A 19,417-nucleotide genomic window follows, 5' to 3' on the forward strand; every position below is an offset into this window, starting at 1 on the left:
CGATCATGGACTTCCTCCGGGTGCGTGCCTCGTCCGACGGCACCGAGACAATCTCGTACTGGACCGGTGACGTCTACGGCTGGCAGGACGACGACGGGCCGCACCACCTGTTCGGGTTCGAGGGGCTGAACGTGGCCAGGGCCGTCGAGACCGAGGCCGGCTGGCAGCTCCTGACCAGGGAGGCCGCGCTCTACCTCGACCCCGGCAGCCGGGAGGTGCTCGACTCCTGGCCCAACCCGTTCACCAGCCGCGAGGTCGAGGTGCAGCACGTCTTCAACGACCCGGTCAACCAGCGGCTGGGCGCCTACCCGGTGCCGGAGACGCGGCTCGGCGGTCAGGTCGTCTACAACGTGGACGTGCGGCTGGCCTACCCGTCGCCGCTCAAGGTGGCCGACTTCCCCGACAACTCGGCCGGTGACACCTACCGGGCGCTGGAGCTGTTCCAGTTCTTCGCCTCGGCGGCCGACGTGGAGTCGGGGATGGCGGACGTGCCGTGCGTGTTCTCCTGGTGCCGGGTCTCGCCGTGGCTGCCGTGGATGGCCATGGGGCAGCGCGGGGGCGGGCTGGTCTACCACTGCCGGGGCGCCAAGGTCGAACAGGTGCCCGAGCGGCTGCGCGAGCGCGTGGGCGAGCACTTCCTGCACGCGCCGCAGGAGTGGTCGGCGCCCAACATGACGAGCTGGACGGCGTTCGCGGATAGGGTCGGGCGGTGAGCACCGACCTGTTCTGCGAGATCATCGCCGGGGAGCGGCCCGCGTACGTGGTGGGCTCCGACGAGGTGGCGATCTCCTTCCTCGACACCCGGCCGGTCTTCAAAGGGCACGTGCTGGTCGTGCCGCGCGCGCACGTGGAGACGCTGACCGACCTCGGCGACGTCGGGCCGTTCTTCGAGCGGGTGCAGGCCATGGCGCGGGCGGTGGAGCAGGGGCTGCAGGCGGGCGGCACGTTCGTGGCCATGAACAACCGCATCAGCCAGAGCGTCGCCCACCTGCACGTGCACGTCGTGCCGCGCAACAAGAAGGACGGGCTGCGCGGGTTCTTCTGGCCGCGCACGACGTACGACTCCGCCGAGGAGGCCCAGGCGTACGCCGACCTCATCGCCAAGGCCCGCTGACCGGCTAGGCTCTGGCCGCGTGGAGTACCTGGTCGGCGTGGCCGTCGTCGCGGTGCTCGTCGGCGTGCCCTCGATCGTGCTGTGGCGGGTCATGCGGGGCCGGCGCGAGCTGGGCACCAGCCCCGCGGAGCGGGCCACGTTCGAGACCCTGCACACCGCCTCGCTCGCCGGGCCGCCGCTGCGGGCCGGCCTGACCGCCGACGGTGCCGAGCGCGCCTCGCGGCACCTGCGCGCGCTGCTCGGCTCGGCCGCGCTGGCGATCACCGACGTCGAGCGCCTGCTCGTGTACGACGGCGAGGGCGACGACCACCACGCCGAGCAGGCGTTCGAGCACGCGGCCGCCACCTTGAAGGACGGCCGCACGCAGGTGCTGACCATCGACTGCGACCTGCTCGAATGCCCCGTCAGGCACGCCGTGGTGGTGCCGCTGACCACCGACGACCGCGTCGTGGGCGCGCTGGCCGCCTACGGGCAGAACGCCTCGGCCGGGCTGGTCAGGGCCGCGCAGGAGGTGGCCGGCTGGGTCGACTCGCAACTGGAGCTGGCCGAGCTGGATCGCTCGCGCACGCTGCTCATGGAGGCCGAGGTGCGGGCGCTGCGCGCGCAGATCTCCCCGCACTTCATCTACAACTCGCTCACCACCATCGCCTCCTTCGTCCGCACCGACCCCGAGCGGGCCAGGGAGCTGCTGCTGGAGTTCGCCGACTTCACCCGCTACTCCTTCCGGCGGCACGGCGAGTTCACCACGCTGGCCGAGGAGCTGCGCTCGATCGACCGCTACCTGATCCTGGAGCGGGCCAGGTTCGGCGACCAGCTCCAGGTGACGCTGCGCATCGCGCCCGAGGTGCTGCCGGTCGCGGTGCCGTTCCTGTGCCTGCAGCCGCTGGTCGAGAACGCCGTACGGCACGGCCTGGAGAGCAAGAACGGCGTCGGCCGCATCACGATCATCGCCGAGGACGCCGGCGCCGAGTGCCGCATCAGCGTCGAGGACGACGGCCTCGGCATGGACCCCGACAGGCTGCGCCGCATCCTCGCAGGTGAGATCACCCCCGCGGGCGGCGTCGGGCTGGCGAACGTGGACGAGCGGCTGCGCCAGGTGTACGGCGACGAGTACGGCCTCGTCGTCGAAACGGCCAGCGGCGCGGGCACCAAGGTCAACATCAGATTGCCGAAATATCACCCAGGCGTCTCTGCCCGTTGACCTCGATCTTTGTTGTCGGTTTCATCACTGTCTATGGCACAACTCCGGGTACTCGCGGTAGATGACGAGCTGCCCGCCCTCGAAGACCTGTCGTACCTGCTGCGCGCCGATCCCCGCATCGGCGAGGTGGTCACCGCCAGGGACGGCGCGGCGGCCCTGCGGCTGCTCGACCGCGCCATCGCCGACGGGCGGCCGATCGACGCCGTGTTCCTCGACATCAGGATGCGCGGGCTGGACGGCGTGGTGCTCGGGCGGCTGCTGTCGCAGTTCGCGAACCCGCCGAGGGTGGTGTTCGTGACCGCGTACGAGGAGCACGCGGTGGACGCGTTCGAGATCAAGGCCGAGGACTACCTGCTCAAGCCCGTCCGCCCCGAGCGGCTGGCGGAGGCGATCAGGCGGGTCGCCATCTCCGCCGACGTGCCGGTGGAGGGCGGTGAGAGCGACACGATCCCGGTCGAGCTGGGCGGGGTGACCCGGTTCGTCTCCAGCGCCGACGTCATGTACGTGGAGGCGCACGGCGACTACGCTCGCCTGCACACCGCCGCGGGCACCCACCTGGTGCGCATCCCGCTGGCCACGCTGGAGGAGCGGTGGGCGTCGTCCGGGTTCGTCCGGGTGCACCGCAGCCACCTGGTGGCGGTCAAGCACATCGAGGAGCTGCACATCGACTCCGGCAAGTGCACCGTACGGGTCGGGAACACCGAGATCCCGGTCAGCCGGCGGCACACGCGCGAGCTGCGCGACCTGCTGGTGCGGCGGGCCAGGAAGGGCAGGCAGGAATGAGCCCGGAGCCGCGTCCCGGCCGCCGTGCGGACCTCTCCCGGGGCAGGGCCGACGTCCCGCGCCGCGTCGTCGTCACCAGCCCGCGCACCGCCGCCGCCAGGCGCCCCCGCTACCCCGCCACCCGGGAGATCGACGAGCAGACCCGGCTCGGCGAGGTCTACATGCACTCCCTGCTGCGCACCCAGTTCCGGCTGGCCCTGTTCGTCTGCACGGTGCTGGCGTGCGTGGTGGGCGGGCTGCCGCTGCTGTTCCTGCTCATCCCCGAGCTGCGCGAGGTGGACGTGCTCGGCCTGCCGCTCCCGTGGGCGGTGCTCGCCGGCCTCATCTACCCGGCCTTCGTCATCGGCGCCTGGCTCTACGTCCGCCAGGCCGAGCGCAACGAGCGGCACTTCGCCGAGCTGGTCGAGCGCCGGTGAACGGGCACCGGGCACGGCGTGGCGCGGAGCCGGCCGCATGAGCCTGACGGCGGTGCTGGTCGTGGTGGTGGCGGCCGTGCTCATCGGAGCGTTCGGGATCAGGTTCTCGCGCACCACCTCCGACTTCTACGTCGCCTCCCGCACGGTCAGCCCGCTCTGGAACGCCTCGGCCATCGGCGGCGAGTACCTGTCGGCGGCCTCCTTCCTGGGGGTCGCCGGGCTGATCCTGTCCTTCGGCGTGGACATGTTGTGGCTGCCCGTCGGCTGGACCGGCGGGTACCTGGTGCTGCTGGTGCTGGTCTCGGCGCCGCTGCGCCGGTCCGGGGCGTACACGCTGCCCGACTTCGCCGAGGCCAGGCTGGAGTCGATGACCGTGCGCCGCACCGCGAGCGTGCTGGTCGTGCTGATCGGCTGGCTCTACCTCATGCCGCAGTTCCAGAGCGCGGGCCTGGTGCTGCGCACGATCACCGGCGCGCCCGTGTGGGTGGGTGGCCTGCTGGTCGCGGTCGTCGTGGCGGTGAACGTGCTGTCGGGCGGGATGCGGTCGATCACGTTCGTCCAGGCGTTCCAGTACTGGCTCAAGCTGACGGCGCTGGCGGTGCCGCTGGTGTTCCTGCTGATGGCCTGGCAGGCCGACGGGGCGCCCAGCGTCAGCGCGGCGGACGCGGCCACCTGGCAGGTGCCGCTGGCCGGGGGCAAGGAGTACGGGCTGTACTCGACGTACTCGCTGATCCTGGCCACGTTCCTGGGCACGATGGGGCTGCCGCACGTGCTCGTCCGCTTCTACACCAACCCCGACGGGCGGGCCGCCCGCCGCACGACGCTCGTGGTGCTGTCGCTGCTCGGGGCCTTCTACCTGCTGCCCGCCGTGTACGGATGGCTGGGCCGCATGTACACGCCCGAGCTCGTCCGCACGGACACCGTCGTGCTGACGCTGCCCTCCCGCATGATCGGCGGCACCCTCGGCGACCTGCTGACCGCGCTGGTCACGGCGGGCGCGTTCGCCGCGTTCCTGTCCACCTCCTCGGGCCTGACCGTGTCCGTCGCCGGGGTGATCGCCCAGGACCTGCTCAAGGGCGGGGTGCGCTCGTTCAGGATCGCCACGCTGATGGCGGTGGCGGTGCCGCTGGCCCTGGCGCTGTGGGCGCGGGCGCTGCCGGTGGCGGACGTGGTGGGGCTGGCGTTCGCCGTGGCGGCCTCGTCGTTCTGCCCGCTGCTGGTGCTGGGCATCTGGTGGCGGCGGCTGTCCACGACGGGGGCGCTGGCGGGACTGTTCGTGGGGGGCGGGCTGGCCTGCGCCGCCGTGCTCGTCACGATCGTCGCGGGGCCGCAGCGGGGGCTGGCGGGGGCGCTGCTGGCCCAGCCGGCGGCGTGGACGGTGCCGATCGCGTTCACGGTGATGGCGGCCGTGTCCTTCCTGACCCCGCACCGGGTGCCGCCCGGCGTGGCCAGGACCATGGTCAGGCTGCACACGCCGGAGGACCTCGACCTCGACCGCGGCGACTGGCGTCCCCGCTCGTCCTAGCGCGTCACCCGCTCGATGGCCCAGGCCGAGCGCTCCTTGAGGCGGTCGGCGCCGGCCTGCTCGTGGGGCAGGCCGCGGTGGCGGGGCAGTGCGGGGACCTGGCCGTCGTGACCGTGGAACGGGGGTGGCCGACGGTGCGGACCACCGTTACGGCCGGTGACTCCGCGCTGCCGGCGGGGGTAGGACAGTGACGCGAGTGCCGTGAGGAGAGGGGACGCCGATGCGCGGGGCTGAGCGCGGGGCCGGGCCTGGGCCCGGGGGGCCGAACGTGCGTGGGTGGGGTGCCGGGGTGCCCGTGGAGGCGCATCCGGCCCTCGCCGCGGCGGCCTCGGCGGCGCTGGACGCGTACACCACCGCCACCGCCGAGCACGACCGCGCCACCCTGGCCGCCGTCGTGGCGGACGGGGCGGACGGCACCCCGACCATGCGCATCGACGTGCTCGTCGAGGACGCGATCCTGAGAGCCCTGGCCGGGCACCCGGTCAACGTCCTCACCGAGGAGACCGGCTGGGTGGACAACGGCTCGGCGCTGACCCTCGTCATGGACCCGGTGGACGGCTCGGCCAACGCCGCCGCCGGCGTCCCCCTGTCGGCCTTCTCGGCGGCAGCGGCCGAGGACGGGGTCTTCACCGAGGCGCTGACGGTGTGGCTGGACACCGGGCGGAGCTGGTGGGCCCGGGCGGGCGAGCCGTCCTCGCTGCGTACGAGCGGCCGCAAGGCGCTCGCGGGCGCCGCCGTCTCCCTCCTGCGGCCCCATCCCGCCAACCCGGGAGCCGCAGCCGCCTGGTGGGAGGTGGCGCGGCGGGCGGCCCGCGTGCGGATCCTCAGCACGAGCTGCCTGGAGGGCGCCCTCGTGGCTCAGGGCGCCACCGACGCCTTCGCCGACGCCGCCACCGACACGCACCGGCTGGTGGACATCGCCGCCTCCGTCGTGCTGGCCGAGGCGGCGGGCGGGGCGGTCAGGGACGTGTTCGGGCGGGCCGTCGAGCTGGACACCGACCTGACCAGGCGGTGGAGCGGCGTCGTGGCCGCCACTCCGGAGCTGGCCGACGAGCTGGCCACGGTCCTGCGCGAGGCCTTCCAGGCCGGACGCGACGGCTAGCAGGGCGACGGCGGCTCCTCGGCGGGGCCAGTGCCCTGCTCGGGACCGGTGCCCTGCTCGGGACCGGTGCCCTGTTCGGGGTCGGTGTTCTGCTCGGGGGTGGCGGGGGCGGCGGGGTCGGCGGGGGTGGCCAGTGCGGCTGCCACGCGGAAGTCGACGCGGATGTCGCGGTAGGTGACGTTCGGCTCCACCTGGTCGGGCAGGTTGGTGCGGTCGCTGCCCCAGGCGCACTCGCCGCCGGGCTCCGCCTCCGCGTGCACCGACACCTCCGGTCGCTCGTGGAAGCGGAGCTCCCTGGCCGTGGCGGAGGCGCTGATCTCGACGTCCGGGGTGCGTGGGTGCTCGGGTTTCGGCATGGTGCTGATCACTTCCGGTGGTGGCGGCGCTTGAAGAGGTAGCGGTGGTGGCGGTGCTGGGACTTGCCGCCGCTGTCCGCGCCACCGGCCGTGGCCCCGACGTCCTGTACGACCTCTCCGGTGCCGGCTCCCGCGCCCTGCACGACTTCACCGGCCCCGGTTCCCACGTCCTGCACGACCTCGCCGGCTCCGGTTCCCACGTCACGCACGGCATCGCCGGTTCCCGCTCCGACGTCGCGCACGGCGCCGCCTGCCCCGGCCCCGACGTCGCGGACGGCGTCACCGGCTCCCGTCCCCACGTCGCGCACGGCGCCGCCTGCCCCGGCCCCGACGTCGCGGACGGCATCACCGGCACCCGCCCCCACATCCCGCACCGCGTACCCGGCCCCGCTCCCGATGTCCCGCACGGCCGTGCCGAGGTTCCGGGTGAGGTTCTCCAGGATCTGCGGGTTGTCGTCGATGGTCTGCAGCACCCGGTCGATGATGCGCGCCACGTTGTCCAGCCGCACCTTCAGCAGCGCCTGCGCCTCCACGCCCTTGATCGTGAGGTTGACGGAGCCGAGGAACACGTCGGCGCCCACGCTCAGCTTGAGCAGATCGAGCACCTCGGCCTGCAGCGACACCTTCGCCCGCAGGTCCTGCACGTCGAGGCTGATCTCGTCCACCAGGACCACGGGCACGTCGAGGTAGACGTCCGGATCGATGGCCTCGCTCGAATCCCCCGCACTCCCGGACATGGCCCACCCCCCAGCCGAGTGGTTACCCACCCGGCGACGGCTCTGCCCCTGACATGGGGAGACGTGACCACGTCTTGGGACGGCGGTCAGGCGGGCGGAAGCTCGCCGGAGCCGCGCGGCACCAGCTCCACCGGCACCTTGATGCGGCGGGCCGCCGGCGACGGGTTCAGCAGGAGGTCCACGGCGGCGCGCGCCAGGCGGGCGGTGTCGTAGCGGACCACGGTCACGCCGGGGTTGAACACGTTCGCCAGCGCGAAGTCGTCGAACCCCACGTACGCGGGCCGCTCGGGCCGCTCGCGCAGGGCCTGCAGGATGCCGATGGCCGCGCGGTTGTTCGTGGCGAAGAACGCCGTGGGCGGCGAGGGCAGGTCGAGCAGCCTGGTGACCTCGCCCGACACCTGGCCGGGGTCGTACAGCTCGCGCACCACCAGCTCCTCGTCGGCCGGCACCCCCGCGCCGGCCAGCGCGGCGCGGTAGCCGGTCGCCCGGTCGTGCACCGAGCTGATCCCGTCGTCGTCGGAGATCAGCGCGATCCGGCGGTGGCCGCGGGCGAGCAGGTGCTCGGTGGCGATGCGGCCGCCCCACACGTCGTCGAGCAGCACCACGTCGGCCCCGTCCAGGCCAGGCGGCACCCGGTCCACGAACACGGTGGTGAGACCGGCGTGCTCGGCCAGCCAGGAGTGGTCGGCCGCCGAGGGCACGACGATCAGGGAGTCCACGCCCCTGGCGTACATGGACTCGATCAGCATGCGCTCCTTGTCGGCGCTCTCCTCGTACGAGCCGAACACCACCAGCGCCTCGTGACCGGCCGCGGCGGCCTCGACGGCGGCGGCCAGGCGCGAGTAGAACTCGTTGGAGATGTTCTCCATCACCAGCCCGAGCGTCAGCATGGTCGCGCCCCTGGCCAGCCGGGCGGCGGCCTCGTTGCGGCGGTAGCCGAGGGCGCTGATCGCGGCCTGCACCCGCTGCTGCAGCGACGCCCGCACGTGGGGCTCCTGGTTGACGACCCGGGAGACGGTCTTGAGGCTCACACCCGCTTGCCGGGCGACGTCCGCCATGGTCGGCTTGCGCGTTGTCATAGTGTGCCCCCATGAATGATGAATGGATCTGTGGCCGGTTGGGTGAGGACGAGCCTTGGATGCTGGGCGCGGTCAACCCGCCGGTGTTCGAGAACTCGGTGTTCACGTTCGCGACGGCGGAGGAGCTCGGCGAGGCCGTCAGGAACGAGGACGAGCGCTACGTCTACTGGCGGGGGACCAACCCGACGGTGGATCTCGCCCAGCGTAAGCTCGCCGCGCTGGAGCGGGGAGAGCGGGCCAAGTGTTTCGGGTCGGGCATGGGCGCGATCTCGGCGACCATCTCCTCGCTCGTGTCGGCCGGCGATCACGTGCTGGTGCTCGGCGCGGTCTACGGGCCCACCACGCAGTTCCTGCGTTACCTGGAGAAGTTCGGGGTGACGCATACCCACGTCAAGGATCTCGAGGAGGGTGACAGCGCTATCAAGGCGAGCACCCGCCTACTCTACTTCGAGTCGCCGTCCTACATGGCCTACGCAGTGGTGGACATCGCCGAGGTGACGGGGTGGGCGAAGGAGCGGGGGCTGGTGACGGTGATGGACAACACGTGGTCCACGCCGCTGTTCCAGAAGCCGCTGACGATGGGGGTGGACCTGGTGGTCCACTCGCTGTCGAAGTACATCGGCGGGCACAGCGACCTGGTCGGCGGGGTGGTGGTGGGGCCGGCGCGGCTGATCAGGCCGCTGGCGCTGACCGAGTTCCAGCTCTACGGGGCCGCCATGTCGCCGCACGACGCGGCCAAGGTGATCAAGGGGCTGCGGACGCTGCCGGTGCGGATGGCGGCGCACCAGGAGCGCGGCCTGGCGGTGGCGGCGTTCCTGCGGGACCATCCGGCCGTGCGGTCGGTGAACCATCCGGGGCTGCCGTCGCATCCGGGGCATGCGATCGCGCTGCGGCAGATGTCCGGCTTCTCCAGCCTGTTCAGCCTGGAGCTCGACACGGAGTCCCGCCCGGAGGTCGGGGCGTTCCTCTCCAGGTTGCGACATTTCCGGATCGGGGTGTCGTGGGGCGGGTTCGAGAGCCTGGTGAACGCGCCCGCGCTGTCCACCGAGGAGAGCGTGCGGGCCACCATGGGCATCCCGGTCGGTCTCGTCCGGCTCTCGGTCGGCCTGGAGCCCGCGGAACTCCTGATCAAGGATCTCGGTCTGGCCCTGGAGGGAATGTCCGCCTAACGTGACTGACAGCGCTGTCTGACCTCGCGGGAGGCTCGTCATGAGAAACCCCGTCCTGGTGGCCACGGCCGCCGTCGTCACGTTGGCACTCGCGGGCTGCGGCTCCGGCTCCTCCGGTTCGCCGGGGGAGGTCCGGCTGCGGATGATCGAGAGCCTGACCGGACCCGAGCGTACGAAGCTCATCAAGTCCCTCATCGCCGACTTCGAGCGGGCCACCCCGGGCGTCACCGTCGAGCTCATCTCCCCGCCGCTCGACAGCGCCGACCAGAAGATCACCCAGATCCTGCAGACGAAGAAGGGCCTGGACGTGCTGGAGGTGCGCGACCACACGGCCAAGTCCTTCTCCAACAACGGCTGGCTGGCCGAGCTGCCCACCACGGACTGGCCCGGCTGGCCGGAGCTGACCGAGCTGGCCCAGAAGAAGGCGGTGGAGGTCGGGGGCAAGGCCTATCTCATCCCGTACGGGTTCTACCAGCGCACGCTGTTCTACCGTACGGACTTCGGCATGACCAAGCCCCCGGCCACCTGGCAGGAGCTGTACGAGGCCGGCAAGCGGATGACCACCGGCGATCGGTACGGCTACTCCTTCAGGGGCGGCAAGGGCGGCGCGGACTACGCGGTGATGATGATCAGCGCCTACAACGGCGACGCGCTGAACCCGGAGAAGTCCTTCTACCTGAAGGACAAGCGGACGATCTTCTCCACCCCCGAGGCGGCGCAGGCACTCGACCTCTTCGTCAAGATCTTCAAGGAGGCGTCGCCGCCCGACTCCGTGTCCTGGGGCTACCCCGAGATGGTCCAGGGCTTCACCTCGGGCGTCACCGGCATGCTCATCCAGGACCCCGAGGTGATCAAGACGGTCGAGGAGAGCGGCGTCACGGCCTGGTCCACCGCACCGATCCCCAAGGGCCCCACCGGCTACGCCTACCAGCCCGTCGGCTACGCTGGCTGGGGCGTGACCTCCTTCAGCGAGCACCCGCAGGAGGCGGTCAAGCTGGTGCAGTTCCTGTCGGAGGCCAAGCAGAGCATCGCCTTCGCCAAGGGCAACTCGCTCATCCCGATCTCGAGGCAGGCCCAGAACGACCCGCAGTTCTCCCAGGGCGCGTGGAAGGCGTACCTGCAGGCCCAGCAGGACCCGAAGCAGGTGATCACGATCAGGCCGGTGGACTATCCGGGCTGGAGCCAGTTCCTGGTGGACTCCGACCGTGACGTCCAGGCGCTGATCACCGGCAAGAAGACCACCGCCGAGGTGCTCAAGGCGTGGGACGCCTTCTGGGTGGACCAGGCCAAGAAGGTCTCATGAGGACGTTCACCGTCCGCAGGGCCCGGTTCATCGCGCTGTGCCTGCTGCCGGGCGTGGTGTTCGTGGCGCTGTTCACGTACTACCCGATGGTCCGCGGCGCGGTGATCGCCTTCCAGCGTTACAACCTGTTCGACGTGACCTCCACCCCGTTCGCCGGCCTGGAGAACTTCCGCGCCGTGCTGGCCGAGGACCGCTTCTGGACGGCGCTGCGCAACACCGGCACGTGGGTGGCCGTCTCGCTGTTCTTCCAGTTCGTCCTCGGCTTCGGACTGGCGCTGCTGCTGCGCGGGCACTTCCGGGGGCGGGGGCTCTACCAGGCGTGGGTGTTCTTCCCGTGGGCCATGTCGGGGTTCCTGATCGGGCTGCTGTGGCGGTGGATGTTCAACGGTCAGTTCGGGGTGGTCAACGACCTGCTGCTGAAGGCGGGCCTCATCGAGGAGCGCATCGGCTTCCTGGCCTCGCCGGGGTGGGCGATGACCTCCGTCATCGTGGCGAACATCTGGTACGGCGTCACGTTCTTCGCCATCATGATCATGGCCGCGCTGCAGTCGGTGCCCAGGGAGCTGTACGAGGCGGCGGCCGTGGACGGGGCGTCCCGGCTGCGCCAGTTCTGGCACGTCACGCTGCCGCACATCCGGCCCACGCTGGCGCTGATCGTGCTGCTGCGGATCATCTGGATCCTGAACTTCCCCGACCTCATCTACGCGATGACCGGCGGCGGCCCGGCCGGCAGCACCGACATCATCACCACGTTCCTCATCCAGCAGGTCATCGGCGGCGACTACGGCCGGGCGGGCGCGGTCGGCCTGCTCGTCCTCGGCCTCCTGCTCTCCTTCAGCATCTTCTACCTGAACGCCACCCGATTCGAGAAGGCCCGATGAGCCGCGTCGGCACCGTGGCCAAGGCCGCCGTGCTGGGCGCCTGGCTGCTGATCACCCTGTTCCCGCTGTACTGGATCGTCGTCACCTCGCTCAAGCCCAAGCCCGAGATCTTCTCGGTGCCGCTGCGCTACTGGCCGGCGAACGTCACCTTCGAGCACTACGCCGAGCTGTTCGAGTTCGCCGACTTCGGGACGTACCTGCTGAACTCGCTCCTGGTCTCCCTCGTGGCGGCGGCCGTCGTGACCGCCATCGGCGTGCTGGGCGGCTACACCCTGGCCCGCTTCGCCTTCCCCGGCCGCGGCGCGCTGGTGCTGGCCTTCCTGGTCACCCAGATGATCCCCCTGTTCATCGCGCTCGGCCCGCTCTACCTGCTGATGTCCGACCTCGACCTGCTCAACCGGCTGGCGGGGCTGATGCTGGTGTACGTGGCGATGCTGGTGCCGTTCTCGACGATCATCATGCGCGGCTTCTACGAGCGGGTGCCGGTGGCGCTGGAGGAGGCGGCGCAGGTGGACGGGGCCTCGCGGCTGGCGGCCATGGTGCGGGTGGTGATCCCGGTGATGCTGCCGGGGATCGCGGCCACCTTCATCTTCGCGTTCGTGCAGTGCTGGAACGAGCTGTTCCTGGCGATCACGTTCATCGACAGCGAGGACGCCAAGACCGTCCCGGTCGCCATGAACTCCTTCATCACCCAGTACGACATCGACTGGGGCTCGATGGCGGCGGCCACGGTCGTCTCGGTGGTGCCCACGCTCGTCCTGTTCGCCGCCATCCGCCGCTACATCGTGGAGGGTCTGACGGCGGGGGCCGTAAAGGGGTGAAAGGGGTGCCCAACCGCTCGTCGTGCGAACCAGACCTTTCACCGCAGGCCATCCCCAACTAATCGCCTGACGGCACCGCCTCACCGAACAACCCTCCTACGGATCTCCACGACGGGTAGGTTGCGCTCTTACGTTGGGCGTGATCCGCATCACAGTGGAGGTCTCGTGACGACTAGAGAACATGACGCGTCGGTCTATGAACAAGTGCAGGAGAGCAGTGAGTTCCAGGAGCTGAAAAGAGCCTTCCGCCGCTGGACGTTCCCCATGACCGTGGCGTTCCTCGCGTGGTACCTGCTCTACGTGGTGCTGTCCGGATGGGCGCGCGGCTTCATGGGGATCAAGCTGCTCGGCGAGATCAACGTCGGGCTGGTCCTCGGCCTGCTGCAGTTCGTGTCCACCTTCCTCATCGCGTGGGCGTACGCCAGGCACGCGGAGAAGAAGCTCGACCCGATCGCCGACAAGCTGCGCCACGAGGTGGAGGGGAAGACTCAGTGAGCTCGACGACCCTGGGGATGATCCTCTTCCTCACCTTCGTGGCCGCCACCCTGGCGATCACGTTCTGGGCGAGCCGCCAGACCAAGACGGCCGCCGACTACTACGCGGGCGGCCGGTCGTTCAGCGGCGTGCAGAACGGCCTGGCGATCGGCGGCGACTACATGTCGGCCGCCTCCTTCCTCGGCATCGCGGGCATCATCGCGCTGTCCGGTTATGACGGGTTCCTCTACTCGATCGGCTTCCTGGTCGCCTGGCTGGTGGCGCTGCTGCTGGTGGCCGAGCTGATGCGGAACTCCGGCAAGTTCACCATGGCCGACGTGCTGGCGTTCAGGATGAGCCCGCGCCCGGTCCGCACGGCGGCGGGCGTGTCCACGATCGTGGTGAGCATCTTCTACCTGCTGGCCCAGATGGTGGGCGCGGGCGCGCTGGTCGGCCTGCTGCTCGGCATCACCGGCGAGGCGGGCAAGGCCTGGACGATCGTCGGCGTGGGCGCGCTGATGATCGTGTACGTCGTCTTCGGCGGCATGAAGGGCACCACCTGGGTGCAGATCGTCAAGGCCGTGCTGCTCATGGGCGGCGCCGCCCTGGTGACGCTGCTGGTGCTGGGCAAGTACGGCTTCAACCTGTCGGCCCTGCTCGGCGAGGCCGCCACCAAGAGCGGCCCCGCGGCCAACCCCGGCAGCTTCCTGATCCCCGGCCTGAAGTACGGCACCGAGGCGCAGGGCCTGGCCGGCAAGATCGACCTGATCAGCCTGGGCCTGGCGCTGGTGCTGGGCACGGCGGGCCTGCCGCACATCCTCATCCGCTTCTACACCGTCCCCACCGCCAAGGACGCCCGCAAGTCGGTCCTGTGGGGCATCGGCATCATCGGCGTCTTCTACCTGCTGACCCTGGTCCTCGGCTTCGGCGCGGCGGCCCTGGTGGGCAAGGATGCGATCGTCGCGGGCGACAAGGCGGGCAACACCGCGGCCCCGCTGCTGGCACAGCAGATCGGCGAGGACATCTTCGGCCCGGTCGGCGGCACGCTCCTGCTGGCGCTCATCGGCGCCGTGGCCTTCGCCACGATCCTGGCCGTGGTCGCGGGCCTGACCCTCGCCTCCTCCTCCAGCTTCTCCCACGACCTGTACGCGCACGTCTTCAAGCGCGGCCAGGCCAGCGAGCGCCAGGAGGTCGTGGTGGCCCGCCTGTCCGCGCTGGTCATCGGCGCCGTCGCGATCGGCCTGGGCATCCTGGCCCAGGGCCAGAACGTGGCGTTCCTGGTGGCCCTGGCGTTCGCGGTGGCGGCCTCGGGCAACCTGCCGGCGATCCTCTACAGCCTGTTCTGGAAGAGGTTCAACACGGCCGGTGCGGTGTCCGCCATCTACGGCGGCCTGGTCTCGGCCCTGCTGCTGGTGATCTTCTCGCCGGTGGTCTCCGGCGGCGAGACGGCGCTGTTCAAGACGGCCGACTTCGTGCTGTTCCCGCTGAGCAACCCCGGCATCGTCTCGATCCCGCTGGGCTTCCTGTGCGGCTGGCTCGGCACGATCCTCAGCAAGGAGTACAACGCCGCCAAGTACGCCGAGATCGAGGTCCGCTCGCTCACCGGCGTCGGCGCCGAGAAGGCCTCCGAACACTGACGCCAACCCCCTGGCGAGGCGCCCGTCCCCCCTGCCCCGGGGCGCCTTGCCCAAGGAGGGCCCGGCCGTGACCAACGGCCGGGCCCTCTCGCGTGTACGGGATCCCCGGCGGGGAAGGAGGTGCGGGCGTCCCAGTGGGGCGTCCCACGCCTCTGGAGTTTCTTAACAGGACAGAAACGCAGTGAAGTGAGTGGTTGACGGGATTTCAGCGGTATGGGTACGTTCTCAGATGTGTGAACGTTGCCACACTGGCCTGGCGCCACGTGGCCGTCATCAGCATGCCTGATGCCCCGCTTGTTCAGTGTGGAGGCGAAACCCCCATGAGATCCCCGCTCGTCCGCTGGTCCGTCCTTTCGGTGTCGCTCGCGCTGGCGCTCACCTCGTGTGCCAAGGGCACCGGTGGCGCCGCGGCGCCCGCTCCGTCGGCGGGCCAGTTCAACCCCGGCGCCTCCTACCAGGGCACCATCTCGGTCATGGGCTTCGGCGCGACCGACGAGATCGGTGAGACCCGCGTCGAGCTGGCCAAGAAGTCGCTCAAGGGCGCGGACGTGAAGCTGATCGAGGGCGACCTCGACATCCAGCAGTTCCTGTCGGCGGTGGCGGCCGGCGACCCGCCGGACATCATCTACGCCAACCGCGACCAGATCGGCACCTTTGCCTCGCGTGGCGCGATCATCCCTCTCACGCAGTGCGTCCAGGGGGAGCAGATCGACACCTCGATGTACAACAAGAACGCGCTCAGCCAGGTGACGTTCGGCGGCGAGGTCTACGCGATCCCCGAGTTCAACCAGGTCCAGATCACCATGGCCAACGCCGACCTGCTCAGCAAGGCCGGCCTGACGATCGCCGACGTCAACGGCTCCGACTGGGACAAGGTCACCGCGGCGACCAAGAAGCTGGTCAAGGCGCCCGGCGGCAAGCTCCAGGTGATCGGCTTCGACAGCAAGCTGCCGGAGTTCCTGCCGCTGTGGGCCAAGTCCCTCGGCGCCGACCTGCTGTCCGCCGACGGCAGGACCGCCCAGCTCAACACCCCCGAGGTGGTCAAGGCGCTGCAGTTCGCGGTCGCCATCTACGACGCGCAGGGCGGCTTCGCCAAGGTCAAGGCCGTGCGCGACTCGGCCGACTTCTTCGGCAAGGGCAACCAGTACGCCGAGAACGCGCTGGGCGCGATGCCGATGGAGCAGTGGTACGTCAACGTGCTCAACGACGTCTCGCCCAAGGCGCCCATGGCCTTCGACACCTTCCGCACCCCGGAGGGCAAGCCGCTGGCCTACTCCTCCGGCTCGTCGTGGGCCATCCCGAAGGGCTCCAAGAACCCCGGCGCCGCCTGCCGCTTCGCCAAGACGATGACGCTGGTGGAGTCGTGGAAGGCCGCGGCCCAGGCTCGCGTGGACAAGCGCAAGGCCGAGGGCAAGCCGTTCACCGGCGTCCTCACCGGCAACGTCAAGGCCGACGAGGAGATCCAGAAGATGCTCACCTCGGGCGGCGAACCCTGGGACTCCGGCGTCAAGGCCGTCTACGAGGCCAACCAGAACACCTTCAGCCTGCCGGCCAACCCCGCCGACAAGGAGTTCAAGGACGCCTGGCAGGGTGCGGTGAACCGGGTGCTCAATGGCCAGGACGAGCCGCAGGCCGCCCTCGACAAGGCGCAGAAGGACGCCCAGGCGGCCCTGGACAAGGCATGGGCCGACTGGACGAAGCGAACGAACTAAGGCAATGTCCCTCTCGCACACCAAGGCGCCGCGCTGGCGGTCCATGCGGTTCATCGAGACCCGCGCGGCGCTGCTGTTCATCAGCCCCTGGATCATCGGCTTCCTGATCTTCACCGCCTGGCCCGTGATCAACAGCGCCTACCTGTCGCTGACCGACTACGACGTCATCAACGACCCGTCGTTCATCGGCTTCGACAACTACGTGACCCTCTTCGAGGACCCGAAGGTCGGGCTGGCGCTGCGCAACACGTTCCTGTTCACCGTGATGTCCGTGCCGACCCAGCTCGTCGTCTCCCTCGGGCTGGCGCTGCTGCTCAACAGCGCCACCAAGGCCACCGGCTTCTTCCGCACGGCCTTCTTCCTGCCCAAGATGACGCCGCCGGTCGCGGTCGGCATCCTGCTGCTGATGCTGTTCAACGGCCAGGACGGCGTGATCAACGCCTTCCTCGGCGTCTTCGGCATCGACGGCCCCGCCTGGACCACCGACCCCGCCTGGGTCAAGCCGGGCCTGGTGCTGATGAGCCTGTGGACCGTCGGGTCGTCGGTGGTCATCATCCTGGCCGCGCTGCGCGGCGTGCCCCAGGAGCTGTACGACTCCGCCCTCGTGGACGGGGCCGGATGGTGGAAGCGCACGCTGCGGATCACCGTGCCGATGATCAGCCCCACGCTGTTCTTCCTGTTCATCGTGGACAGCATCAACGCCCTGCAGTCGTTCACCGAGGCGTACACCGCCTTCTTCGGCTCGGGCAACACGACCTACAGCAACGACGCCGCCCTGTTCTACGCGATCTACCTGTTCCAGCAGGCCTTCGAGTTCCTGCACATGGGTTACGCCTCCGCGCTGGCCTGGCTGCTGTTCATCGTGATCATGGCGATCACCGGCGTGCAGTTCGTGGTGACCAAGCGGTTCGTGCACTACGAAGGGGGGAACCCGTGAGGCGGCTGCCGAAGATCCTGACGTGGGTCGCGCTGAGCGCGTTCGCCCTCGCGTTCATCTACCCGTTCATCTGGCTGCTCAGCGCCTCGTTCAAGCCGCGCAGCGAGGTGTTCGACCACCGGATCCTGCCCGAGACGTTCACCTTCGACAACTACATCAAGGTGTGGCAGGAGGCGCCGCTGGCGCTGTGGATGTTCAACACGCTGCTGGTGACGGTGCTGGCCGCGGTGGCCGTGACGATCACCAGCGCGATGGTGGCGTGGGGCTTCGCCTACTTCCGCTTCCCCGGCAGGAACGCGCTGTTCGGCCTGCTGCTGGCCACCATGATGTTGCCGGGCGCGGTCACCATGGTCCCGGTGTTCCTCATCTGGAACTCCCTCGGCATGGTCGGCACCCTGACCCCGCTGTGGGCGCAGAACCTGTTCGGCAGCGCCTTCTACATCTTCCTGCTGCGGCAGTTCTTCATGGGCCTGCCGCGCGAGCCGTTCGAGGCGGCGAAGATCGACGGGGCGAACAACTGGAAGATCTTCACCAGGATGGCCCTGCCGCTGTGCAAGCCGGCGGTCGTGGTGACGCTGCTGTTCGAGTTCCAGGCGGCGTGGACCGACCTCATGCGGCCGCTCATCTACCTGCGTGACTCCAGCACGTTCACCGTGCCGCGCGGGCTGAAGGCGCTGCTCGACCAGTTCGGGTTCGGCGGCGAGTGGCACTGGGAGATCGTCATGACAGCCAGCGTGATCACCACGATCCCGATGATCATCCTGTTCTTCCTCGGCCAGAAGCACTTCGTCAAGGGCATCGCCACGACCGGGAGCAAGGGATGAGCTTCCCCGACGGGTTCCTGTGGGGCGCCGGCACCTCCGCGTACCAGATCGAGGGGCACCACGGCCGGGGCGAGTCGGTGTGGGAGGTGTTCTGCCGCCGCCCCGGCGCGGTCGAGGGCGGCGGCGACGGCTCGCGGGCCTGCGACTCGTTCCTGCGCTGGCGCGAGGACATCGAGCTGATCAAGGAGCTGGGGCTGCGTGCCTACCGCTTCTCGACCGGTTGGTCCCGGGTCATGCCGGACGGCGCGCACGCCGACCCCAAGGCGCTCGACCACTACGAGCGCTTCACCGACGCGCTGCTGGAGGCGGGCGTCGAGCCGGTGCTCACGCTCAACCACTGGGACATGCCGGCGAGCCTGACGTGGGCCGAGCGCTCGTCCGTAAACGCTTTCACCCGCTACGCGCAGGCCGTCGCCGACCGGCTGGCCGACCGCGTGACCTGGTGGATCACCCAGAACGAGCCGTGGATCATCGCCCTGCTCGGCTACCAGCTCGGCCTGCACGCCCCCGGCGTCGCCGACCTGGGCACGGCCGTCAAGGCGGGCCACCACGTGCTGCTCGGCCACGGCGCGGCGGCCGACGTGCTGCACGCGCACGCCGGGACCAGGGCCGGTTGCGCGCTGAGCCTGTTCCCCTGCGACCCCGCCACCGACAGCGAGGCCGACCGGGCGGCGGCCTGGGGCTCCGACGGCTACGTCAACCGCTGGTACCTCGACCCGCTGCTGGGCGACGGCTACCCCGCCGACATGCGCGAGCACTGGGAACGGGCGCTCGGCCACGGCCTGGACTTCATCGAGGACGGCGACGAGGCCGCGATCGGCGGGCGCAGCGACTTCCTCGGCATCAACTACTACACGCGGCGCGTCATGGCCGCCGCGCCGCCGGACCCGTTCCCCTGGAGGGTGGTCGGACCCAGCGGCGACGTGGCCAGGACCGACGAGGGCTGGGAGATCAACCCGGGCGCGCTGCGCGACCTGCTCGTCGGGCTGAGCCGGCGCTTCCCCGGCACGCCGCTGATGATCACCGAGAACGGCGGCGTCTTCGGCGACGCGCCCACCCACGACGGCCGGGTGCACGACAACCGCAGGATCGCCTACCTGCGCGACCACGTGGCGGCCGTCGAGGCCGCTCTCGAAGCGGGCGCCGACGTGCGCGGCTACCTGCACTGGTCGCTCATGGACAACTTCGAGTGGGCGCTGGGCTACCGGCCCAGGTTCGGGCTCGTCCACGTCGATTACGCCACCGGCGCCCGCACCGTCAAGGACTCCGGGCGCTACTACGCCCGGCTCATCGCCGGGGGCGGCACGGCCCCCGCCCTGCCCAGGATCGAGGCTTTCGGCTAACCC

General features: G+C 70.2%; 20 protein-coding genes. 17 read left to right on the forward strand and 3 right to left on the reverse strand.

The annotated features are described in order from the left end of the window. Positions 1-5 precede the first annotated feature (5 nt). From AB0I79_RS09555 to AB0I79_RS09585, 7 genes are all read left to right on the forward strand, one after another. Positions 6-713 (forward strand): DUF1838 family protein, encoded by a 708-nt coding sequence (locus AB0I79_RS09555; RefSeq protein WP_357869356.1) that lies wholly within the window; start codon positions 6-8, stop codon positions 711-713. After that, entirely contained in the window at positions 710-1,114 is a 405-nt protein-coding gene (locus AB0I79_RS09560; protein WP_357869359.1) for an HIT family protein, read from the forward strand. Before AB0I79_RS09555 ends, AB0I79_RS09560 begins: the two co-directional genes overlap by 4 nt. A 19-nt stretch (positions 1,115-1,133) precedes the next feature. Beyond that, entirely contained in the window at positions 1,134-2,315 is a 1,182-nt protein-coding gene (locus AB0I79_RS09565) for a histidine kinase (RefSeq protein ID WP_357869362.1), read from the forward strand. A gap of 33 nt (positions 2,316-2,348) precedes the next feature. Further along, complete coding sequence (locus AB0I79_RS09570; protein WP_357869365.1) at positions 2,349-3,098, forward strand: LytTR family DNA-binding domain-containing protein; 750 nt, start codon at positions 2,349-2,351, stop codon at positions 3,096-3,098. Further along, positions 3,095-3,514 (forward strand): hypothetical protein, encoded by a 420-nt coding sequence (locus AB0I79_RS09575; RefSeq protein ID WP_357869368.1) that lies wholly within the window; start codon positions 3,095-3,097, stop codon positions 3,512-3,514. The genes AB0I79_RS09570 and AB0I79_RS09575 overlap by 4 nt, the downstream gene beginning before the upstream one ends. 37 nt (positions 3,515-3,551) lie before the next feature. Next, positions 3,552-5,039 carry a cation acetate symporter gene (locus tag AB0I79_RS09580; protein ID WP_357869370.1) on the forward strand — a complete coding sequence of 496 codons (1,488 nt, stop codon included), beginning with the start codon at positions 3,552-3,554 and terminating at the stop codon, positions 5,037-5,039. Between the two features lie 268 nt (positions 5,040-5,307). Then, positions 5,308-6,141 (forward strand): inositol monophosphatase family protein, encoded by an 834-nt coding sequence (locus AB0I79_RS09585; protein WP_357869373.1) that lies wholly within the window; start codon positions 5,308-5,310, stop codon positions 6,139-6,141. On the opposite strand, the gene AB0I79_RS09590 is transcribed toward AB0I79_RS09585, so the two are convergent. From AB0I79_RS09590 to AB0I79_RS09600, 3 genes are all read right to left on the reverse strand, one after another. Further along, positions 6,138-6,497 carry a hypothetical protein gene (locus AB0I79_RS09590; protein WP_357869376.1) on the reverse strand — a complete coding sequence of 120 codons (360 nt, stop codon included), beginning with the start codon at positions 6,495-6,497 and terminating at the stop codon, positions 6,138-6,140. The genes AB0I79_RS09585 and AB0I79_RS09590 overlap by 4 nt on opposite strands. A gap of 8 nt (positions 6,498-6,505) precedes the next feature. Next, the gene (locus tag AB0I79_RS09595) at positions 6,506-7,234 is read right to left on the reverse strand and encodes a hypothetical protein (RefSeq protein WP_357869379.1); all 729 of its coding nucleotides are present in this window, start codon (positions 7,232-7,234) and stop codon (positions 6,506-6,508) included. A gap of 86 nt (positions 7,235-7,320) precedes the next feature. Then, positions 7,321-8,313 (reverse strand): LacI family DNA-binding transcriptional regulator, encoded by a 993-nt coding sequence (locus AB0I79_RS09600; RefSeq protein ID WP_357869382.1) that lies wholly within the window; start codon positions 8,311-8,313, stop codon positions 7,321-7,323. An 11-nt stretch (positions 8,314-8,324) separates the two neighbouring features. On the opposite strand from AB0I79_RS09600, the gene AB0I79_RS09605 reads away from it, so the two are divergent. From AB0I79_RS09605 to AB0I79_RS09650, 10 genes are all read left to right on the forward strand, one after another. Then, complete coding sequence (locus AB0I79_RS09605) at positions 8,325-9,482, forward strand: PLP-dependent aspartate aminotransferase family protein (protein WP_357869384.1); 1,158 nt, start codon at positions 8,325-8,327, stop codon at positions 9,480-9,482. Positions 9,483-9,522: 40 nt separating this feature from the next. Next, positions 9,523-10,785, forward strand: a complete 1,263-nt coding sequence (locus AB0I79_RS09610) for a sugar ABC transporter substrate-binding protein (RefSeq protein ID WP_357869387.1) — start codon at positions 9,523-9,525, stop codon at positions 10,783-10,785. Further along, positions 10,782-11,666, forward strand: coding sequence for a sugar ABC transporter permease (locus tag AB0I79_RS09615; protein ID WP_357869389.1), 885 nt, complete (start codon positions 10,782-10,784; stop codon positions 11,664-11,666). Before AB0I79_RS09610 ends, AB0I79_RS09615 begins: the two co-directional genes overlap by 4 nt. Further along, positions 11,663-12,487 (forward strand): carbohydrate ABC transporter permease, encoded by an 825-nt coding sequence (locus AB0I79_RS09620; RefSeq protein ID WP_357869392.1) that lies wholly within the window; start codon positions 11,663-11,665, stop codon positions 12,485-12,487. Before AB0I79_RS09615 ends, AB0I79_RS09620 begins: the two co-directional genes overlap by 4 nt. 165 nt (positions 12,488-12,652) lie before the next feature. Then, the gene (locus tag AB0I79_RS09625; protein WP_357869395.1) at positions 12,653-12,982 is read left to right on the forward strand and encodes a DUF485 domain-containing protein; all 330 of its coding nucleotides are present in this window, start codon (positions 12,653-12,655) and stop codon (positions 12,980-12,982) included. Between the two features lie 17 nt (positions 12,983-12,999). Next, the gene (locus AB0I79_RS09630) at positions 13,000-14,598 is read left to right on the forward strand and encodes a cation acetate symporter (protein ID WP_357869688.1); all 1,599 of its coding nucleotides are present in this window, start codon (positions 13,000-13,002) and stop codon (positions 14,596-14,598) included. 320 nt (positions 14,599-14,918) lie between these two features. After that, positions 14,919-16,310 carry an extracellular solute-binding protein gene (locus AB0I79_RS09635; protein WP_357869398.1) on the forward strand — a complete coding sequence of 464 codons (1,392 nt, stop codon included), beginning with the start codon at positions 14,919-14,921 and terminating at the stop codon, positions 16,308-16,310. 4 nt (positions 16,311-16,314) lie between these two features. Beyond that, complete coding sequence (locus AB0I79_RS09640) at positions 16,315-17,247, forward strand: sugar ABC transporter permease (protein ID WP_357869401.1); 933 nt, start codon at positions 16,315-16,317, stop codon at positions 17,245-17,247. Beyond that, positions 17,244-18,071, forward strand: coding sequence for a carbohydrate ABC transporter permease (locus AB0I79_RS09645; protein WP_357869404.1), 828 nt, complete (start codon positions 17,244-17,246; stop codon positions 18,069-18,071). Before AB0I79_RS09640 ends, AB0I79_RS09645 begins: the two co-directional genes overlap by 4 nt. Continuing rightward, entirely contained in the window at positions 18,068-19,414 is a 1,347-nt protein-coding gene (locus AB0I79_RS09650; RefSeq protein WP_357869407.1) for a GH1 family beta-glucosidase, read from the forward strand. Before AB0I79_RS09645 ends, AB0I79_RS09650 begins: the two co-directional genes overlap by 4 nt. The last annotated feature ends 3 nt before the right edge of the window (positions 19,415-19,417 follow it).

The organism is Nonomuraea sp. NPDC050202 (assembly GCF_040656115.1).
Classification (GTDB): Bacteria; Actinomycetota; Actinomycetes; order Streptosporangiales; family Streptosporangiaceae; genus Nonomuraea.